Origin of the sequence: Aeromicrobium phoceense, from assembly GCF_013868155.1 — a bacterium.
Classification (GTDB): Bacteria; Actinomycetota; Actinomycetes; order Propionibacteriales; family Nocardioidaceae; genus Aeromicrobium; species Aeromicrobium phoceense.
Genome location: NZ_JACEOG010000001.1, coordinates 311,433 through 331,104, shown reverse-complemented (window position 1 = coordinate 331,104; position 19,672 = coordinate 311,433). Strand labels below are relative to the sequence as shown.

Annotated in this window: 19 protein-coding genes and 1 tRNA gene; 15 read left to right on the top strand and 5 right to left on the bottom strand. The window is 72.3% G+C overall.

The features are described from left to right. Window positions 1–61: 61 nt before the first annotated feature. Both H1W00_RS01585 and H1W00_RS01580 read right to left on the bottom strand, forming a co-directional pair. Window positions 62–916, bottom strand: coding sequence for a coiled-coil domain-containing protein (locus tag H1W00_RS01585; protein ID WP_181753042.1), 855 nt, complete (start codon window positions 914–916; stop codon window positions 62–64). Further along, window positions 913–2,334 (bottom strand): hypothetical protein, encoded by a 1,422-nt coding sequence (locus H1W00_RS01580; protein WP_181753040.1) that lies wholly within the window; start codon window positions 2,332–2,334, stop codon window positions 913–915. Before H1W00_RS01580 ends, H1W00_RS01585 begins: the two co-directional genes overlap by 4 nt. A 169-nt stretch (window positions 2,335–2,503) precedes the next feature. Here H1W00_RS01580 and H1W00_RS16715 point away from each other — a divergent pair, with 169 nt between their 5' ends. From H1W00_RS16715 to H1W00_RS01550, 6 genes are all read left to right on the top strand, one after another. Then, a complete protein-coding gene (locus H1W00_RS16715; protein WP_181753038.1) occupies window positions 2,504–3,676 on the top strand; it encodes an efflux RND transporter periplasmic adaptor subunit in 1,173 nt (390 codons plus the stop codon). A gap of 5 nt (window positions 3,677–3,681) precedes the next feature. Continuing rightward, window positions 3,682–4,365 carry an ABC transporter ATP-binding protein gene (locus tag H1W00_RS01570; RefSeq protein ID WP_194956297.1) on the top strand — a complete coding sequence of 228 codons (684 nt, stop codon included), beginning with the start codon at window positions 3,682–3,684 and terminating at the stop codon, window positions 4,363–4,365. Next, window positions 4,362–5,588, top strand: coding sequence for an ABC transporter permease (locus H1W00_RS01565; protein WP_181753033.1), 1,227 nt, complete (start codon window positions 4,362–4,364; stop codon window positions 5,586–5,588). The genes H1W00_RS01570 and H1W00_RS01565 overlap by 4 nt, the downstream gene beginning before the upstream one ends. 8 nt (window positions 5,589–5,596) lie before the next feature. After that, the gene (locus H1W00_RS01560) at window positions 5,597–6,448 is read left to right on the top strand and encodes a hypothetical protein (protein ID WP_181753031.1); all 852 of its coding nucleotides are present in this window, start codon (window positions 5,597–5,599) and stop codon (window positions 6,446–6,448) included. After that, window positions 6,445–8,160 (top strand): permuted SH3 domain-containing protein, encoded by a 1,716-nt coding sequence (locus H1W00_RS01555; RefSeq protein WP_181753029.1) that lies wholly within the window; start codon window positions 6,445–6,447, stop codon window positions 8,158–8,160. Before H1W00_RS01560 ends, H1W00_RS01555 begins: the two co-directional genes overlap by 4 nt. A 106-nt stretch (window positions 8,161–8,266) precedes the next feature. Further along, complete coding sequence (locus tag H1W00_RS01550; protein WP_181753027.1) at window positions 8,267–9,286, top strand: NADP-dependent oxidoreductase; 1,020 nt, start codon at window positions 8,267–8,269, stop codon at window positions 9,284–9,286. 57 nt (window positions 9,287–9,343) lie between these two features. Here H1W00_RS01550 and H1W00_RS01545 read toward each other — a convergent pair. Then, window positions 9,344–9,419: transfer RNA gene (locus H1W00_RS01545), tRNA-Lys, on the bottom strand. A gap of 46 nt (window positions 9,420–9,465) precedes the next feature. Continuing rightward, window positions 9,466–10,938 carry a polysaccharide pyruvyl transferase family protein gene (locus H1W00_RS01540; protein ID WP_181753025.1) on the bottom strand — a complete coding sequence of 491 codons (1,473 nt, stop codon included), beginning with the start codon at window positions 10,936–10,938 and terminating at the stop codon, window positions 9,466–9,468. A 142-nt stretch (window positions 10,939–11,080) separates the two neighbouring features. On the opposite strand from H1W00_RS01540, the gene H1W00_RS01535 reads away from it, so the two are divergent. The 4 genes from H1W00_RS01535 to H1W00_RS01520 all read left to right on the top strand — a co-directional run bounded on the left by H1W00_RS01535 (window position 11,081) and on the right by H1W00_RS01520 (window position 14,057). Further along, on the top strand, window positions 11,081–11,938 hold the full coding sequence (locus tag H1W00_RS01535; protein ID WP_181753023.1) for a Rossmann-like and DUF2520 domain-containing protein: 858 nt from the start codon (window positions 11,081–11,083) through the stop codon (window positions 11,936–11,938). Next, window positions 11,938–12,783 carry a pantoate--beta-alanine ligase gene (panC, locus tag H1W00_RS01530; RefSeq protein ID WP_181753021.1) on the top strand — a complete coding sequence of 282 codons (846 nt, stop codon included), beginning with the start codon at window positions 11,938–11,940 and terminating at the stop codon, window positions 12,781–12,783. Before H1W00_RS01535 ends, panC begins: the two co-directional genes overlap by 1 nt. 4 nt (window positions 12,784–12,787) lie before the next feature. Further along, window positions 12,788–13,204: an aspartate 1-decarboxylase gene (gene panD / locus H1W00_RS01525; protein ID WP_181753019.1), complete on the top strand. Its 417-nt coding sequence runs from the start codon at window positions 12,788–12,790 to the stop codon at window positions 13,202–13,204. Between the two features lie 76 nt (window positions 13,205–13,280). Further along, a complete protein-coding gene (locus H1W00_RS01520; RefSeq protein WP_181753017.1) occupies window positions 13,281–14,057 on the top strand; it encodes a type III pantothenate kinase in 777 nt (258 codons plus the stop codon). A 1-nt stretch (window position 14,058) separates the two neighbouring features. Here H1W00_RS01520 and H1W00_RS01515 read toward each other — a convergent pair whose 3' ends face one another. Then, complete coding sequence (locus H1W00_RS01515) at window positions 14,059–14,784, bottom strand: glycerophosphodiester phosphodiesterase (protein ID WP_181753015.1); 726 nt, start codon at window positions 14,782–14,784, stop codon at window positions 14,059–14,061. Window positions 14,785–14,913: 129 nt separating this feature from the next. Here H1W00_RS01515 and H1W00_RS01510 point away from each other — a divergent pair, with 129 nt between their 5' ends. The 5 genes from H1W00_RS01510 to H1W00_RS01490 all read left to right on the top strand — a co-directional run bounded on the left by H1W00_RS01510 (window position 14,914) and on the right by H1W00_RS01490 (window position 19,656). Then, the gene (locus H1W00_RS01510; protein WP_181753009.1) at window positions 14,914–15,495 is read left to right on the top strand and encodes a 1-acyl-sn-glycerol-3-phosphate acyltransferase; all 582 of its coding nucleotides are present in this window, start codon (window positions 14,914–14,916) and stop codon (window positions 15,493–15,495) included. Window positions 15,496–15,687: 192 nt separating this feature from the next. Further along, window positions 15,688–17,145 (top strand): lysine--tRNA ligase, encoded by a 1,458-nt coding sequence (gene lysS, locus H1W00_RS01505; protein ID WP_181756123.1) that lies wholly within the window; start codon window positions 15,688–15,690, stop codon window positions 17,143–17,145. A 102-nt stretch (window positions 17,146–17,247) separates the two neighbouring features. Then, on the top strand, window positions 17,248–18,273 hold the full coding sequence (locus tag H1W00_RS01500; RefSeq protein WP_181753007.1) for a heme-binding protein: 1,026 nt from the start codon (window positions 17,248–17,250) through the stop codon (window positions 18,271–18,273). Between the two features lie 34 nt (window positions 18,274–18,307). Continuing rightward, window positions 18,308–18,907: a hypothetical protein gene (locus tag H1W00_RS01495; protein WP_181753005.1), complete on the top strand. Its 600-nt coding sequence runs from the start codon at window positions 18,308–18,310 to the stop codon at window positions 18,905–18,907. Then, window positions 18,904–19,656, top strand: a complete 753-nt coding sequence (locus H1W00_RS01490; RefSeq protein WP_181753004.1) for a zinc metalloprotease — start codon at window positions 18,904–18,906, stop codon at window positions 19,654–19,656. The genes H1W00_RS01495 and H1W00_RS01490 overlap by 4 nt, the downstream gene beginning before the upstream one ends. The last annotated feature ends 16 nt before the right edge of the window (window positions 19,657–19,672 follow it).

Genomic DNA, 19,672 nt, shown 5'->3' with positions numbered 1-19,672 from the left:
CATCATCTCAGAGGGGACAAGCACGCCGCAGGCCGTCGGGACGCGGGACGGGTGTCCCGCCTCACGTCGTGGCGTCGTCCCTGGAGGTCGCCGGGCCCCCGGTGAGGGTGCTCAGCATCTGGCGCAGGTTGGCCAGCTGGTCGTTGATGCTGTCGCGTCGTTGCATCGCGGCGGCAACTTCTCGTTCCGACTCGGCCCGGATGCGGTCGGCCGTGGACTTCGCGTCGTGGACGAGGCCGTTCGCGCGGGCCTGGGCGTCCTCGATCAGGCGTCGGGCCTCGCGCTCGGCGTCGGCCCGCTCGGCCTCGGCGGCGGCGCGCTGCTCGCTGACCCGGCGCTCGATCTCGTCGAGCCGGGACCGGTGCTCGGCCTCGGCGTCGTTGAACTGCTGCTCCGCGGCGTCACGCCGGGCCGCCATGGCCACCTCGAAGTCGGCGTTCGCCGCGGCGGCCTTCGCGCGCTGGCGTTCGACGAGGGTCTCGGCCTCGTGGCGCCGGGTGGCGACCTCGCGCTCGGCGGTGTCGAGCAGGTCGGCGGCGGTGCTCCTGGCGTCCTCCACGGTGCGGGTCGCCTCGGCCTCGGCGTCGGCCCGGGTGGCCTCGGCATGGACCTGCGCCTCCTCGCGGAGGCGGGCGATCTCCTCGTGGGCGGCCGCGCGCGCGGCCTGCACCTCCGCCTCGGCAGACCCGCGCAGCTCGGCGGCCTCCTCGCGGGCGAGGGCCAGGACCTGGACCATCCGCTCGCCGAGGTGCTCGAACGACGCGGGCTCCTGCGGGCGCTCCTCCGGCGCCGGAGCGCTGTCGGGACGTTCGCGGAGGTGCTCGATCTCGCCCTCCAGCTCGTTGACGCGGGCCTGGACCTGGGCGGGGTCGAAACCGCGCAGCACGATGCGGAAGTCGGCGGTGGATTCGGTCATGCGGATGGGTGCTCCTCGTTGCCGGGGTGATGGGTGTCAGGGCCCGAGAGAACCGTGATGACGTCGGAGAGGCGCGCCAGCTCGTCGGCCGCGCGGTCGCGCGCGACCAGCAGGGCGTCGGCCTCGTTGCGGGCCCGCTCCACGAGGACGCCGGCCTCCTCCTTGGCCTGCGCCAGGCGCTCGCGCGCCTCGGCGAGCAGGGCAGTGGCCTCGTCGCGGCGGGCCTTGCTCTCGCGCAGCGCGTCGCGCTGGGTGGTGAGGACCTCGTCGCTGACCCGGCTGCGCAGCAGGCGGGCACTCGACTCGGCCTCCCCCAGGCGGCGGGAGGCGCGTTCCTGCGTGGCGTCGGCCATGGCCTGGGCCTGCGAGCGCAGTCGCGTGGCCTCCAGGCCGGCCTCGATCAGGATCCGCTCGGCGCGCTCCTGGGCGTCGGAGAGGACGTCGTCGGCGGCCCCGGCCAGGTCGGCTGCGGCAGCCTCGGCCTCGGCCAGCTGGGCGGAGAGCCGCTGGCGGATCCGGCCGGCGAGCCCACCGGCCACGAGGTGCGTGCGGCGCAGGACCTTGGCGGCGTCGCGGTGGCCCTGCTGGCGCATCCGCTCGGCCTCGAGCCGGCCGTTGCCGACCAGGAGGTCGATCGTGGTGCGGGTGTCGTCGAGCTCGGCCCGGGCGGCCGCGATGGTGCGCTCGGACTCGGCCCGGGCGTGCTCGATGCTGCTCTCGGCCTGCTCGCGTGCGTGGCTCAGCAGCCGTTCGGACTCCGAGCGGGCGCGGTCGGCCTCGTCGATCGCGGACTCCACGACCATCTCGGCGTTGCGCGTGGCGGCCTGCGAGATCTCGAGGGTGTGCTGCTCGGCCTCGTTGACGATGCGCTCGACGTACTCCTCGGCCTCGGTGGTGCGGCGCTCGGCGTCGGCCTCGGCGGTGCCCACCACGGTGGCGGCGCGCTCCTCGGCCCGGCGGGTGATCTCGTCGGCCTTCTCGCGAGCGTCGGAGAGGAGACGGCCGGCCTCGACCGCGGCCTCGGTGAGCATCGCGTCGGTGCGCTCGCGCGCCTCCGCGAGCGCCGACTCGGCGTCGCGCTCGGCGGCCTCGCGGCGCTCCTCGGCGTCGCGGACCAGCATCGTGGCCTGCTCGCTCGCGTCGGCGACGATCGTGGCCGCGTCCTCGGACGCGCGGTCGAGCTGCTCGGTGACGTTGACCAGCTGGGCCTGGGCGGCGTCGCGCACGTGGCGGGCGTCGTCGTAGAGCAGGTGGGCCTCGGCCTGCAGGCGCCTGGCCTCGGTGGTGATGCGCTCGGCCTCGGCGGCCGCGGAGGCCTCCAGCTCGAGGGCCACCTCCTGGGCATGGCGCAGCAGATCGGCAACACCGCGGGCGCGAGCGGTGGCCGATCCGGACCCGGTGCTGTGATCCCCCGACATGGTCTGGCCAGTGTCCCACGCGGGGCTGTCCGGATCGAGGGGTGAGACGGGCTTTTCCGGCCGGTGAGACGCGCCACACCCGAGCCCCACAGGCTCGTCACAGGCGGGTGGAAGCGACGTCACATCTCGGCCGTCCACGGTGGTGCTCGACACCGACACGGAGGACTGCATGGGAACGATCGCGAGAGTGCTGGGAACCCGCCGCCGGCGGCTCATGGCGGTGACCGTCGTCGTGGTGGTCGCGGCGGCGGCTTGGTACGTCGGGCGCTCGGACGCCGACGGGGCGACCGGCACGACCGCGACCACCGAAGCGACCGTCTCGACCGTGCAGGACACCGTGACCGGGTCAGGCACTCTCGCCGCGCGCCGCTCCTCCACGCTGACGTTCGGGTCGGCCGGGAGCGTCACGAAGGTCGCGGTCGCCGAGGGCGACACGGTCCGCCGGGGCGAGATGCTCGCGTCGATCGACACGTCGGCGCTGGAGGCGGCCCTGGCCTCGGCCCGGGCCCAGTTGACGGCGGCTGAGACGACTGCCGCGAACGACGGCAGCGAGACCTTGGCCCAGCAGGCCGCGAACGCGGCGCGGGTGGACAGCGCGACGGCCGACGTCGCCGAGGCGCAGGACGCACTGGACGCGGCGACGCTGACGGCTCCCTTCTCGGGCCTGGTCGCCTCGGTCGGCTACGAGAAGGGCGACCGGGTGGGCTCGTCCGGTGGCGGTTCCGCCTCGGGCGCGACAGGCGCGGCCACGACCTCCGCCGACACCTCGGGCATCACCGTGATCACGCCGCGGCGCTTCGTCCTGACCGCCGACGTCTCGGCCAGCGACGTCGAGCGCATCGCGAAGGGCATGCAGGCCGAGATCACCCCGACGGGCGCGACCGCCCCGGTCTTCGGCACGGTGCAGAGCGTGGGCCGGGTCGCCCAGACCGGCACCGACGGCACGGCGACGTTCCCCGTCACCGTCGCGCTGACGGGCGAGCAGGAGGACCTCTACGCGGGAACCTCGGCCGACGTCTCGATCATCGTGGAGTCCCGCGACGACGTCCTGACCGTCCCGACCGCCGCGGTCACCACCGAGGGCGACACGACGTACGTCACGAAGGTGGCCGACGGCACGGCGACCAGGACCGAGGTCGAGATCGGCGACACCTTCGGCATGACCACCGAGATCGTCTCCGGGCTCAGTGAGGGCGACACCGTCCGGTACGAGCAGACGACCCGCCGGCCCGGCGGCGGCAGCGCAGGCCAGGGCGGGATGCCCGGCGGCGGCACCGGGGGCTTCCCCGGTGGCGGGATGCCCGGCGGCGCTGCCCCGGCCATGCCCGGAGGCGACCAGTGAGCGCGCTGCTCTCCTTGCGCGACGTGCGCAAGGTGTACGCCACTGGCGCTCTCGAGGTGGCCGCGTTGGACGGCGTGACGCTCGACATCGAGGAGGGGGAGTACGTCGCGATCGTCGGGCCATCCGGCTCGGGCAAGTCGACGCTCATGAACATCCTCGGCTGCCTCGACGTGCCCACCCACGGGTCCTACCGGCTCGCCGGCGAGGACGTCTCTACGCTGGACGAGGTCCGCCTGGCGGACGTCCGCAACCGCCTCATCGGCTTCGTGTTCCAGCAGTTCAACCTGCTGCCGAGCCTGCCCGCGTGGCGCAACGTGGAGCTTCCGCTCGTCTATGCCGGGGTCGGCCGCGACGAGCGCCGCGAGCGCTCGGTCGCCGCGCTGGCCCGCGTCGGGCTGGGCGACCGCGCCGACCACCGCCCGGGCGAGCTCTCCGGCGGCCAGCAGCAACGCGTCGCCGTGGCGCGGGCGCTGGTGACCGACCCGGCGATGGTGCTGGCTGACGAGCCCACGGGCAACCTCGACTCGAGGTCCACGGCGGACGTCCTGGCGCTCCTCGACGAGCTGTCGGGAATGGGCCGCACGATCGTCCTCATCACGCACGAGCACGACGTGGCCGAGCGCGCCGACCGTCAGGTCGTCGTGCGGGACGGCCGCGTGGTCGAGTCCTCGGTCCGGAGCCTCGCATGAACTGGGCCGAGACGTTCCGCACCGGCCTCGAGGCCGTCCGCGCCCACGCCCTGCGATCGGCGCTGACGATGCTCGGCATCATCATCGGCGTCTCGTCGGTGATCCTGACCGTCGGCCTGGGCCAGGGGGCGCAGGACGAGGTCGCCGAGCAGATCGACTCGCTCGGCAGCAACCTGCTGGTGGTCGCGCCCGGCAGCTCCACCAGCGAGGGGCAGCGGGGCGGCTTCGGGTCGGCGACGACGCTGACGCTCTCCGACGCGGTCGCGATCGCCGACGAGACGGTCGTGCCCGACGTCCGGGCCGTGGCGCCCGCCACCTCCTCGTCGGTGTCTCTCGTCAACGGCACGACCAACTGGACGACCTCGCTGGTGGGCACGACGCCGTCGTGGGCGTCGGTGCGCAACCGCGAGATCGCGTCCGGCCGCTTCTTCACCGCGGCCGAGGCGGAGTCCGGCGCCAAAGTCATGGTCATCGGGCCCGACACGGCCACCGAGCTCTTCGCCGTCGGGTCGCCCGTCGGCCAGAAGGTGACGGTCAACGGGTCGGCGTTCACCGTGATCGGGGTGCTGGAGTCTTCGGGCGGCTCCTCCTCCGAGACGAGCCAGGACGACACCGCGGTGGTGCCCCTGGCGGCCGCCGCCGCCGCGACCGGATCTACCGGCACGACGCTCTCCTCGGTCTACGTGGAGGCCGCGTCCGCGGACCGGCTCTCGGCGGCCTACCAGGAGATCGAGGCGCTGATGACGAACCTGCACGGCATCACCGGCGACGACGAGGCCGACTTCACGATCACGAGCCAGGCGGCACTGCTGGAGACGGCGAACTCGACGAATCGGACCCTGACAGTCCTGCTCGGCGGCGTCGCGGCCATCTCGCTGCTCGTCGGCGGCATCGGCGTCATGAACATCATGCTCGTCTCGGTGACCGAGCGGATCCGCGAGATCGGCCTGCGCAAGGCCCTCGGCGCGACGCCGTCGGTGATCGGTCGCCAGTTCCTCGTCGAGGCTTCCATCCTCGGCCTCGCGGGCGGCCTCGCCGGCGTCGCCCTGGGCCTGGTCGGCGCGTGGGCCCTGCCTCCGCTGATCGACCAGCCCGTGTCCGTCTCCGCGGTCGCCACGGCGCTGGCGCTCGCGACCTCCCTGGCCCTCGGCCTCGGCTTCGGGGTCTACCCCGCCAGCCGCGCCGCCCGGCTCACCCCCATCGAAGCCCTCCGAAGCGAATGAACCCCACCATGACTGGAGCAACCATGAAGCGCACCTTCGCCCTGACCGCCACAGCCTTGACCCTCGCGTTCTCGCTCGCCGCCTGTGGTGACGAGGACTCCGACACGCAGGCGGCCTCGTCCGAGCAGCAGCAGTCCCAGCAGGCGGGCGGCGGTGCCCGCGCCGGAGGTCAGCCCGGATCGGGGAAGGTCGCCGCCGTCGACGGCTCGACCGCCCAGGTCCAGGGCTCCTCCAGCCAGACCGCCGTCACCTGGACGGACTCGACGACGTTCACGCGTCAGGTGAGCGGGTCCCTCGAGGACGTCACGAAGGGCTCGTGCGTCGTCGTGACGGGCGGGGGATCGGGCGACGCGGTGACCGCGACGTCGGTCCGGGTCACCCAGCAGGCCGACGGCGAGTGTGCCGACGGCTTCGGGGGCGGCGGCCCCGGGGGCGGCGAGCGACCGACCGACCGGCCCAGCGGTGCCCCCGAGGGGCAAGAGCCGCCGTCGGCACCGCAGGGTGAGCGCCCCGGTGGCGCACCTGGCGGCGGCATGACGGCCGGTGAGGTCACCGCGGTCTCCGGTAGCGGGTTCACGGTCGCGTCGAGCACGCCCGGGTCCGACGAGACCAGCGACGTGAAGATCACCGTCGGCGACGACACGACCTACACGACCACGGCGAAGGCCGACGCCGATGACGTGAAGGTCGGCGTGTGCCTCCAGACCCGGGGCGAGACCGACTCCACCGGAGCCGTGAAAGCGACCTCGATCCAGATCAGCGCGGCCGCCGACGGCGAGTGCGTGACGCGCGGCTCCGGCCGGCGCGGTGACGCGCCTGCTGACGACTCGACGCAGCAGGACGAGGGCGAGGCGGCGTGATCCACGTCAGCAGGCGCCTGGGCGTCGCCGCGGTCGCGGCCGCCACGGTCGTGGGCGTGGGGCTGTTCGCTGCCTCCTCGACCGCAGGGGAGGACCGCTACCGGACCGTCGCGGCCACGCGCGGCGACGTCGAGCAGATCGTGTCGTACGACGGCACGATCGCCGCGTCGCAGCGGTCCGATCTCGTGTTCGCGACCGACGGCACGGTGAGGAAGGTGGCGGTGGAGGTCGGCGACGAGGTCGAGGCGGGCGACGTGCTCGCCACGCTCGACGCGAGCGACCTGAATGCGGCCGTCATCGAGGCGCGGGCCGACCTGGCCGACGCCGAGGCCTACCTGGACGACGTCGAGGACGGCCAGATCGACACGGTCACCCGGGCATCCGGCGGGGGCGGGAGCGCGACGGAGTCGTCGGCCACGGACGCCGGCACGGTGACCCCGGCGCTCTACACGGAGTCGTCCTCGTCGCCCATGACCTTCGCCTCGACCAGCGACAGGCTGAAGGACGCGCTCGCCGAGCTGGCCGCTGAGCAGGAGACGGTGAAGTCGGCCCAGAGCGCCGCCACCGATGCCATCACCGCGGCGAAGGCGGCACTCGCGGCGCAGCAGGCCGCCTGCGAGGAGGAGGACCCCGCGACCGCGACGGCGATCTCGCAGGAGTGCCAGGACGCGCTCACCGCCGTGCAGGAGGCGCAGGACGTCGTCGCGGAGCAACAGGATGCGCTGCAGTCCGCGCTGGAGGCCCTCGGCTCGACCTTGGGTGACGCCGTGAAGCAACTGGAGAAGGACGCCGGCTCGGCCGATGCCTCCGGAGGCAGCGCTGACACGAAGGACGAGACGAAGGAGCAGGACTCCGGGAAGGCCGCGGGCCAGGACCGGGACTCCGGCGGCACCACCGGCCAGACGCCGGGTCAGGGCGCCCAGCCCGACGCGGGGAGCTCAGGCTCCGGCTCCGGGTCGGGGAGCTCGTCGGGCACCACCGCGACCGCCGCGGACCTCGCCTCGGCGCAGGCCGATGTCGACACGGCCGAGGCCGCGCTGACCTCCGCCAAGACCGACCTCGCGGCGGCGACCCTGACCGCCCCGTTCGACGGCACGGTCATGTCCGTCGGCATCGCTGCCGGTGACGAGGTCTCCACGTCTGACGCCGCTCTCGTACTGATCGGCGAGGGCGACACCACGGCGACCGTCAGCGTTCCCGTCGACGACCTCGCCGCGATCGAGGTCGGGCAGGCCGCCACCGTCACGCCAGGATCGGCCACCGCCGCGCGCGGCACGGTCTCGGCCGTCGGCCTGGTGCCGGAGGCGTCGGACGAGCAGGCGTCCACGACCACGTACAGCGTCACGGTCACGCTCGACGACGACCTCGCGGCGCCCGAGGGCTCGGCGGCAGTCGTCGCGATCGTCACGGGGACGGCGTCGGACGTCGTCACCGTGCCTGCCTCGGCGGTGACCCGCCGGACGGCGACCCAGGGCAGCGTCCTGGTGCTGGCCGACGGCGAGGTCGAGCGGCGGCAGGTCACGCTGGGGACGATGGGGGCCACCTCCGCCGCCGTCACCGAGGGTGTCGACAAGGGCGAGCAGGTCGTGGTCGCGGATCTCGAGGCCGCGCTCCCGAGCAGTGACGAGGCGAGCACCCGCTCGCTCACGGGCGGCGGGCGTGGAGGCCCACCGTCGGGAGGAGGGATGGGCGGCGGTCGCCCGCCCGGCTGAGGGCACGCGTCGGGGTGGGTCCCTACGATGGCCGGAGCCGGGTGGACCGCGTCGACGCGAGCCCGGACCACCGCCGCGCAGCGGCGACCCGAACGGGAGGACGAGCATGACCACCACGACCCGCGAGATCCATCTGGCCCAGCGCCCCACCGGTCTGCCGGGAGCCGAGACCTACCGGTTCGTCGAGCGCGAGCTGCGCGACCTGCGCGACGGCGACGTGCTGGTGGAGAACATCGTGCTCACCGTCGACCCGTACATGCGCCCCCGCATGAATGACGTGAAGTCCTACGTCCCGCCGTTCAAGCTCGACCACCCCCTCGACGGCGGGGCCATCGGCGTCGTCGTCGAGTCGCGCTCCGACGCGCTGCCCGTCGGCAGCATCGTGCGCCACGGCCTGGGCTGGCGTGAGCACGCCGTGCTGGCCGACCAGTACGCGACGAAGGTCGAGCTCAACGGCCTCCCGTCCTCCTACTTCCTCGGCGTGCTGGGGATGCCCGGCATGACCGCCTACGCCGGCCTGTTCGACGTCGCGGCGTTCCAGCCCGGCGACTCGGTGTTCGTGTCGGCCGCGGCCGGCGCCGTGGGCAGCCTCGTCGGCCAGTTCGCCCGTCTCGCCGGAGCCGATCGCGTGGTCGGCAGCGCCGGCTCGGCCGAGAAGGTCGCGCTGCTGGTGGACGAGCTGAAGTTCGACGCCGGCATCAACTACCGCGAGGGCGACGTGATGGGCCAGGTCGGCGCCGCGTTCCCCGACGGCTTCGACGTCTACTTCGACAACGTGGGCGGCGACCACCTGGAGGCGGCGCTCGAGCACATCAACGAGCGGGGCCGGATGGCGCTGTGCGGCTCGATCTCGGGATACAACGACCCGAACGCCAGCGGTCCGCGCAACATGTTCAAGGCCGTGGGCAAGCGCCTCACGCTGCGCGGCTTCATCGTGAGCGACCACGAGAGCCTGCGCCCGGAGTTCGAGCAGAAGGTGGGCCAGTGGCTGCGCGACGGCGACCTCGCCTACCGCGAGACCACGTGGAACGGCCTGGACGCCATGCCCGAGGCGTTCGCGGGCCTGCTCACCGGCGCCAACACGGGCAAGGCGATCGTGCGCCTGCGCGAGGACCCGACCGCTTGACCGTCGCGCCACTCGGTGGCGTGGTTCGTCATGTCGTGCGGGCGGGGAGGGGTGCGGTGGTGGGCCCCGTGGGACTCGAACCCACAACCCGCGGATTAAAAGTCCGCTGCTCTGCCAATTGAGCTAGAGGCCCGCGCCGGTGGCGCAGGGACCAGTGTGCCAGCCGGTACGGGGATGGCTCAGCCCCGGCGCAGCATCGCGCGCATCTTGCGCACGAGCCGGACGACGAGCCCACCGGGCGTGACGCGCTCGATGCGGTCGATCCGCGTCGTCAGCTCGTTGATGCGCTGCTGCTGGCTCCTGAGCTTCGCGTCGCGCTGCTCGGCCAGGCGGGCGTGGCGCGAGCCGGCGCCCTGGTAGGTGGGCGTGTTGAACGGGTACTCGTAGCGCTGCGGGTGCCGGGTGAGGTCGATGACCATCGCGTGCCGCAGCCACTCGAGCCGCGAGGCCACCTCGGACAGGTCGGGAGCCGCCAGGGTGTGCACCGCCGGCGGGAGCGAGGCCTGCGCCAGTCGCTCGTCGAACTGCGCGCCGTCGCGGCCGTCCTGCCAGCGGTGCTCCAGGCCGTTGCGCTCGAGGAACGCCGTGTAGCGGCCGAACCGCTCGGGCATGGCGGCGTGGAAGGGCGCGAGGTCGGTGGCCTCGGCCAGGTCCTCCACGCGGATCGGCTCGTCGAAGTGGGGCTGGAGCCGGTGCGGCATCTGGTGGTACTCGGCCAGCTCGAGCGTGCGCGAGTCGTGCGCCAGCATGAGCGCGGGCGTGCCGGCCAGCAGCGCCGCGACGTTCCCGTGGAAGCGCGTGCCGTAGACGAAGTCCTGCTGGGCGAGGAAGTCGTACCAGGTCCAGGTGTCGACGAAGAGCCGCATGCGGTCCTGCTGGTACAGCGGGTGTCGCAGATGGGTGGGAACGAGCGGATCCGTGACGTGGGGGTGCGGGACACCCCACAGCAGCAGCCGCAGGTCGTGCTGGTCCTGGCCGACGTAGGTGAGGTTCGGGTGCCGCGCGGCCTGCTCGGTGGCGAACGCGCCGATCCCCGGCACCTCGGGCGTCAGGTTCAGCCCGAGGCTCGCGTCGACGCCCAGGGCGCCGGGCTCGCGCACCCTCAGGTCGGGGCCCTGCAGGAACAGCGACGGGCAGCCGATGACATCGATCGCGTCGCCGGGGAAACCGAGGTCGACGAGGAAGTCGCGAGTGAACTCACCACGCACACCGATCGAGGGGGAGCGCTCCAGCACCGCCGACACGAAGCGACGGCTCACGTCGCGGACGCCCGCGAGGGCGTCGAACGAGCGGTCGGCCGGGGCTTGCGCGCCGATGCCGATCACGGTGGTGGGGATCGTCAGCTGCTCGATGAGCGCGGCCAGGTGGTCGAGCTTCTCCGCGAAGTCGGCGCGGAACGAGTTCGCCATCGGCACGACGAAGTGGTCGAACTCCTCGTTGATGCGGGCGGCGTCCTCGGCGGAGGCGACGCGACGCTCGCTCAGCGTGGAGTTCGCGACCAGCTCATGCGGGGCCACGTCGAGCGCCTTCCACACCGAGTGCTGGAACAGGAAGTTCCCGCTGTTGGAGTTGAAGACGTCCTGCGTCAGCGTCGTCTCGGGTACGACTGCCGTGAACGGGTCCTTGCCCGCGCGGATCAGGATCCGAGCCATGGCGTCAGTGTGGCAGAGCGGACCGCGCTCGCGTGCGTGTGACCCTCGTCACCTCATCTCCCGTCCGCCGGTGCGGCGACGTAGACTGACGACGTCACTTTGTCTGGTACCCGCTCCGGGACTGGAACGAAAGGCAACACACATGTCGCACCCTCGCGTGGGTGTGGTCGGCGCCGGCCGTGTCGGTGCTGTCCTCGCCGCCCGGCTCCAGCGAGCCGGCCACCACATCGTCGGCGTCAGCGGACGCTCGGACGCCTCGCACCTGCGCGTCCAGACGCTGCTCGCCGACATCCCCGTGCTCGACCGCGCCGAGGTCGTCCGCCGAGCCGAGATCGTCATCCTCGCGGTGCCCGACGACGCGCTGGCCGACGTCGTCGCCGAGCTCGCGCCCCTCGCCGGCCCTGGCCGGCTCTTCGCGCACACCAGCGGCCGCCACGGGCTGGCCGTCCTCGCGCCGTTCGTCCACGCCGGCGCCCGCGCGATCGCGATGCACCCCGCGATGACCTTCACCGGCACCGAGGTCGACATCGACCGCGGCTGCGTCTTCGGCGTCACCGCCGAGCCCGCCGACCGCGACGTCGCCGAGACCCTCGTCGCCGACCTCGGCGGCTCGGTCATGTGGGTCGAGGAGGCCGACCGCGCCACCTACCACGCGTCGCTGGCCCACGGCGCCAACCACCTGACCACGATCGTCACCCAGGCGATGGACCTGTTGCGCGAGATCGGCGCCGACGACCCGGCCGCCGTGCTCCGACCGCTGCTTGCCGCTGCGCTCGACAACACGCTCGCCTACGGCGACGCCGCGCTCACCGGCCCCGTCGCCCGTGGCGACGTCGACACGGTCCGCGCCCACGTCGCGCACCTGCACGACCCGTCCGTGCGGCGCACCTACGCCGCGCTGGCCACCGCCACCGCCGATCGCGCCGAGTCCACCGGCCGCATCGACACCGACACGGCCGACGCCGTCCGCACCGCCGTGATCCGCGAGAAGGTCCGCTGATGCCACTCGTCGTCCGCACCGCGGCCGAGCTGCGCGCCGCCACGTCCGGCACCGTCGCCCTCGTGCCCACGATGGGCGCGCTGCACGAGGGTCACCAGAGCCTGATGGAGCACGCGCGGCCGCTCGCCGAGACCCTCGTCGTCTCGATCTTCGTCAACCCCACGCAGTTCGCGCCGGGGGAGGACCTCGACGCCTACCCGCGCACCTTCGACGCCGACCTCGAGCGCTGCGACGCCGCCGGCGTGGACGTGGTCTTCGCGCCCACCGTCGACGAGATGTACCCGCACGGGCTCGACGGCACGATCATGGTCGACCCCGGCCCGCTCGCGTCGATCCTCGAGGGGGCCGAGCGGCCCACCCACTTCCGCGGCGTGCTCACCGTCGTCGCGAAGCTGTTCGGCCTCGTGCGCCCCGACGTGGCCGTGTTCGGCGAGAAGGACTACCAGCAGCTCACGCTGATCCGGCTGATGGCGCAGGAGCTGTGCCTGGGCGTCGACGTCGTCGGCTGCCCCACCGTGCGCGAGGCCGACGGCCTGGCGATGAGCTCGCGCAACCGCTACCTGACCGCGTCCGAGCGTGAGCGCGCCGCCGCCATCTCGTCCGCGCTCCGTGCCGGTGTCGACGCCGGTCCCGACGGCCCCGAGTCCGTCCTCCACGCTGCCGGGAAGGTGCTGGCCGACGCCGGCATCGACCCGGACTATCTCGTGCTCACCAGCCCCGACCTCGGACCGGCGGAGTCCGGCCGGGAGTCTCGTCTGCTGGTGGCCGCCCGGGTGGGCCGACCGCGCCTGCTCGACAACTGCGCGGTCCCTCTCGGGACCGACGCGAAGAACCGAGGGAAGTGACCCGATGCTGCGCACCATGATGAAGTCCAAGATCCACCGCGCCACAGTGACCCAGGCCGACCTGCACTACGTCGGCTCGGTCACCGTCGACGAGGACCTGCTCGACGCGTCCGACATCCTGCCCGGCGAGCTCGTGCACATCGTCGACGTCACCAACGGTGCCCGCCTCGAGACCTACACGATCGCCGGCCCTCGCGGCTCGGGCGTCATCGGGATCAACGGCGCCGCCGCGCACCTCGTGCACCCCGGTGACATCGTGATTCTCATCGCCTACGCGCAGGTCGACGACGCCGAGGCGCGCCGGCTCGAGCCCAGCGTCGTGTTCGTCGACGCCGACAACTCGATCGTCACGCTCGGCCACGACGCCGCCGAGGTCCCGGCCGACTCCGGCCTCAAGCGGGGCGACCTGGTTTCGGTATGAGCGAGCGCCAGCGATTGACCGTGGGATCGGTCATTCCGGCGACCTCGTACCTTTGCTCTTCGACGAGGGCGCCGGTATGACGCTGCTGGCGATCGACGCGGGCAACGCCGAGACCAGCATCGGGCTGTTCGACGGCGACGAGCTGGTCGCCGACTTCGTCGTCGCCTCCGACGAGCGCCGCACCTCCGACGAGTGGTTCCTGGTGGTGGAGGGCTTCCTGCGCCGCTCGGGCCTGCCGGAGGTCGACGAGATCGCCATGTGCTGCACCGTGCCGGCGCTGCTGGTCGCGCTGCGGCGCACGTACCTGCGCTACTACGAGAACATCCCCGCGTGGGTCGTCGGGCCGGGCGTGAAGACCGGCGTGCCCATCCACACCGACAATCCCCGTGAGGTCGGCACCGACCGCATCGTCAACGCGCTCGCGGCGAAGGAGCTCTACGGCGGGCCCGCGATCGTCGTGGACCTCACCGGCACGGCCACCGTGGTCGACGCGATCGACGCCGAGGGCCGCTACCTCGGTGGCGCGATCGCGCCGGGCGTCGAGGTCTCGCTCGACGCGATCGTGCGCAACAGCGCCCAGCTTCGCAGCGTCGAGATCACGACGCCCCGCGACGTGATCGGCAAGAACACGGTCGAGGCGTTGCAGTCGGGTGTGGTGTTCGGCTTCGCCGGCCTCATCGACGCGATCGTCGAGCGGATGATCGAGTCCCTCGGCGAGGATCCCGACGACGTCTCGGTCATCGCCACCGGCAGCCACGCAGCCGTCGTGCTCACCGAGTGCGAGACGATCACCGCCCGCGACGCGAAGCTCACCCTCCAAGGCCTGCGGCTCGTCGCCGCCAAGAACCGCTGAGTCAGACCAGCGCGGGTCGTGCCGCCGAGACGTCGTTGGTGGTGATGCCGTCCACGCCGAGGGCGGCGAGCCGCTCCACCTGGCGCGGGTCGTCCACCGTCCAGGCGGTGAGGGTGCCGCCACCGGCGTGCACGCGGTCGACCAGGGCGCGGTCGACACGGCGCGCGCTCACGTGGAACTCGTCGAAGCGATCGATGTCGGCGGCGTTCGGCCGGCCGCGGCTCACCAGGCCCACGGCGTGGTGCACGGGCAGGGCGGCCTCGGCGACGTCGCGGTCGAAGCTCATCAGCGTGACGCGGCTGTGTCCGCCGAGCTCGTCGAGGACGGCACGGACGTAGGAGCGGGGGTCTACGGGCGCCGACTTCATCTCGACGACCAGCCGCACCTCGGTGCCGCGCAGCGCGTGCACGACGTCGCGCAGGGTGGGCACCGGCGTGCCGGCGAAGGCCGGCGACTTCCAGCTGCCGGCATCGAGCTGCGCCAGCTCGGCCAGGGTGAAGCGCTGCACCGACAGGCCGACCTTCGAGGTCTGGACGTGACGGATGTTCGTCGTGCGCAGGGGCGAGCGGTCGTGCATCAGCACGATCGAGCCGTCCGCGGTGGGCTGGACGTCGAACTCGAGGGCGTCGGCCCCCAGGCGCACCGCTTCGCGGAGCGCAGGAATGGTGTTCTCGGGGTGCGTCGCGCTCTGGCCCCGGTGTGCGGTGATCCGCGGAGCTGTCGTCATGCCTCCACGGTGCCCCGCGCACCTGACCGTGAGATGAACGCAGGCTGTGGATCCGCCGAACGTCCGACGCCTGCCGCGGGGCGGTCGACCCGTCCGGCCGACCGCCCCGGGGCGCGCTAGCCTCCGGGGATGAGGATCTTGCGCCTGGTCGCCGACGTGTTCTGGACCGTCAGCCGGTGGAGCTTCCGGTCGGAGCCGGCACCGAAGGGTCCCACGATCCTGCTGGCGGGACCGCACACGTCGAACTGGGACTTCGTCCTCATGCTGGCCATCGCGTGGAAGTGTGGCTTCCGACCCCACTTCCTGGGCAAGAAGGAGCTCTTCCGCGGCCCCGCCGGTCCGTTCATGCGCGCGCTCGGCGGCATCGAGGTCGACCGCAAGAACCCGGCGGGCCTCATCGACGAGCTCATCGAGCACGCGCGGTCGGGCGACAACTTTCAACTCGTCATCACCCCCGAGGGGACCCGCGGCAACGTCAAGCGCTGGAAGTCGGGCTTCTACCGGCTGGCGCGCGAGGCCGACCTGCCCGTCACGCTCGGCTACTGCGACCGCACCACCATGACCGCCGGCCTCGGCCCGACGTTCCGCCTCACGGGCGATGTCCGCGCCGACATGGACGTCATCCGGGCCTTCTTCGCCGACAAGGCCGGTGTCCGCCCCGAGCGTCGCGTCGAGCCACGCCTCGCCGAGGAGGACCGCCCGGCCGAGTGACCGGGGGCTGCTCCCGAGCCGCCGCCGCCCGACTTTTGTGACACGGTTCGGGCGAGATCGGACCAGGACGGCGAACGCCGTCACAAAAGTCGGGGCTGGGGCGGGGAGCGTCGGTGCGCGCAGCGGCGCGGACTAGACTCGTGCCTCGTGACCGAGACGCCTGAGCTTCCCGAGGACGACCTGCCCGAGCAGATGCGGGTGCGCCGGGAGAAGCGCCAGCGGATGCTGGACGCCGGCGTCGATCCGTACCCACTGCTCGTCGACCGCACCCACACGATCCGCGAGATCGTCGAGTCGCACGACCCCGAGCAGCTGGGTCCCGACGCCCACACCGGCCTGACCGTCTCGATCACCGGCCGCGTCATCTTCCTGCGCAACACCGGCAAGCTGTGCTTCGTCCGCCTGCGCGAGGGCGACGGCAGTGAGGTCCAGGCGATGCTCTCCCTCGCCGAGGTGGGGGAGGAGTCGCTGGCCGACTTCAAGGCGCTCGTCGACCTGGGCGACCACCTCGGCGTCACCGGCGAGGTCATCACGAGCCGCCGCGGCGAGCTGTCGGTCATGGCCACGGCCTGGCGGATCGCGGCCAAGACGCTGCGGCCGATGCCGGTCGAGCACAAGCCGCTCTCCGACGAGGCCCGCACCCGGATGCGCTACCTCGACCTCGTGGTCCGCGAGGAGGCCCGCCAGAACGTGCGCGTCAAGGCCGCCGTGCTGAAGTCGCTGCGCTCCACGCTGGACCGCCACGGGTACATCGAGGTCGAGACTCCCGTCCTGCAGCACACCAACGGCGGCGCGGCGGCACGCCCGTTCCACACGCACCTCAACGCCTTCGACGAGCCGCAGCTGCTGCGCATCGCGCTGGAGCTGCACCTCAAGCGCTCCCTCGTCGGCGGCATCGACAAGGTCTACGAGATCGGCAAGACGTTCCGCAACGAGGGCGTCGACAACACCCACAACCCCGAGTTCATGATGCTCGAGGCGTACGAGGCCTACGGCTCCTACGACACGATGGCCGAGCTCGTGCAGGACTTGGTCGTCGACGCCGCGCGCGCCGTCGGCAAGACGGTCGTCACGGGTCGCGACGGCACCACGATCGACCTCGAGGCGCCGTGGCGCCGCGCCACCATCCACGAGCTCGTCGCCGAGGCCACCGGTGCGGCCATCGACGTGCACACCCCCGAGGAGCAGGTGCGCGAGGTCGCTCGCGACCACGGCGTCTCGCTGCAGGACGGCTGGGGCGCGGGCGAGGTCGTGCTCGAGCTCTTCGAGAAGCTCGTCGAGCACACCCTCATCCAGCCCACGTTCGTGTGCGACTACCCCGAGGCCGTGCGCCCGCTGGCGAAGAAGCACCGCACCACCCCCGGCCTGGTCGAGGCGTGGGACCTCATCATCAACGGTGTCGAGCTGGCGCCCGCGTACTCCGAGCTCAACGATCCCGTCATCCAGCGCGAGCGGCTCGAGGAGCAGGCCCGCCTCGCGGCGGCCGGCGACCCCGAGGCGATGGACGTCGACGAGGACTTCCTGCGGGCGCTCGAGTTCGGCATGCCGCCCGCCGGCGGCATCGGTCTCGGCGTCGACCGGCTCGTCATGCTGCTGCAGGGCATCGGCATCCGGGAGGCCATCCTCTTCCCGGTGCAGCGCCGCGAGTAGGTATCACCGGTCGCGCGACTGATCTCGTCATCGACATCAGTCCGCAGGGACGCGCTCGGGGCGTCGGAGGCGGAACCTTCGATACCCCAGAGGTGTCCCCCCATGAGAACCGCTTCCGAACAGCTCGACGCCCTGCGGGGCCAAGTACGCGAGGTCGCCCCGGCGGTCACCGGCGACGAGGACCTCGGTCCCTTCAAGCTGCTGCCCGGCGTCTGGACGAACGAGCCCGACCTCGCCGGCCGCGGCTGGAACATGATCGCGCTGCCCTTCGGTCCGCCCCAGGGCGCGACCTTCCGGCCCGCGTACCGGCTGCTGCTCCACCAGTACAACGAGAAGCTGACCTTCAGCCTCGTCGACAAGGCCGTCCCCAACCGCGGGATCGCGCCGGCCAACGGCGGCGTCACCCCGCACGCCGACCAGCTGCTGGTCGCCCTGGACTACGAGCAGGGCATCAACCAGCTCGTCGGCGAGGACTTCCCCGCTTCGGGCCTGCAGGGCGACCCCGGTGGGGCGATCCACCACGAGCCCGGCCTGTTCCTCAACATGTCCGACCCGCTGAACGAGGACGTCGTCGACATCGCGCGGCTCGCCACCGTCCCGCACGGTGACTCCGTGCTGGGCCTGGGCACGGCGTCGATCTCCGACGGACCGCCGTCGATCCCGCCCATCAACGCCCTGCCGCTCGGCGTCAACCAGGACATCGAGAAGAACCCCTACCTGGCGCCCTACAAGCACTTCCACGACAACCTCTTCCGTGGACTGTTCGACCCGCTCGACTCGACGGCGCTGCTGAAGGCCGCGAACGAGGGCGTCGACATCGTGCGCACGACGAAGCTCGAGTTCGACAGCACCGTCGCCACCGGCGGCATCTCGAACATCCCCTTCATCGTGCGGCAGGCGAACGCCTCGGAGATGAAGTCGACCTTCTGGATCCAGGAGGTCCGGCGCGAGGACGGCACCATCGGCCTGCGCCTGCAATACGTACAGGTCGTCCAGCTGGACTTCTTCGACCGCTTCGACGGCGGCCCGGGCCGGATCAAGTGGCCCCACGTCAGCATCAACACGCTCGCGAAGGTCGAGGACGCTCCCGTCCCGTCACCCGCCGGCTACTCGGTCATGCCGAGCTGAAACCACTCCCACCCCTCCTGACAGGACCACCGAGATGACCGACATCCGCTTCGACGGCGACTTCATCCACCTCGAGGGCCTCGTCGTGCGTGCCACGGCGAACGACCTCATGCTCGACGCCACCGCGCGCCGCAGGACCAACACCCCGTTCCGGCGGGCGCTGGTCCACGACTTCGACGACGGCCTGACCCTCAACTGGGACAGCGACTACCCCGGCGGGGTCAGCGTCAACAGCTGCAAGCAGATCCTGGGCTTCAACAACCGGGACTGGCTGATCGTCCGCAGCCGGATCATGCAGCAGTTCGGCACCGACTTCATGCTCGACGGCGGCCCGGACCGGCGCGGGCGACTCTCGACCTCGCTGCGCCGCAACCCCTTCCGGCGCGCACTGGTGCACGGTCCCGGCGACCAGCTGGTCCTGAACTGGGACCGCGACTACACCGGCGGCGTCGTCGTCAACGGCCGCGTGACCATGCCCGACGGCGCGGTCGTCGCCGGTCAGGACGTGGCCGCGACCCTCACGACCCTCGCCGGTCAGGTGACGTCGCTGACCACGCAGCTCACCGCGGCCACGGCGGCGATCGCCGACCTCACGGCCCGCGTGACGGCGCTGGAGTCGGAGGTCACGACATGAGCGTGCGGTCGGTGCGCCAGGCCATGTCCGCGATGGGCCTCGGTGGCACGGGGAACCTCTCGGTGATGCGCGACGTGCTCGGATTCTGGCGCGCCACGCCGCCCCCGGACCCCAGCACGGGGTCACCGGTGCAGGTCACGCTCGGCGAGGCCTTCACCGCCCTCGAGCGCAAGCACGTGCACCTCAACCTGGTCGAGGTCGGCTTCGACGCCGCCTCGGTGACCCTGGCCGCGGCCGACGAGCGGGTGGACTACGCCGTGCACCGCATTCGCCGGATCTACGCCGACGCGTCGCTCGGACTCGGCCGGGTCCAGTACTTCTGGATCGACGTGCCCACGGCGAACGGGTACGAGGACCTCGGCAGCGAGTCCGAGGCCGACGACCTGTCCGACGACTGGGGTGTCCCGAACGACGGGATCGACATGTTCCTCGTCGCGAACATCAGCGACGACTTCGTGGGGATCTCCCCGGTGCCCGGTGACTGCACCAAGGGCGGGAAGTCCGACGGCCTCATCGGCGGTGAGGTCGGGCGCGCGGCGGAGGCCTTCTCCCGCACGGCGGCGCACGAGCTCGGCCACTTCCTCGACCTCTCCCACAACCACGGGGACGACTGCCCGACGGCCACGTCGGCGCGGGAGAACCTCATGGCCCAGACGCGGTGCGCGGTGAGCGTCCGCAGCTCGGTCCTGTTGACCTCGGGCCAGGGCAGCACCGTGCGCGGCCGCTGCCAGACCCGTGCGGGCCAGTGAGACCCGCACGCGAAAG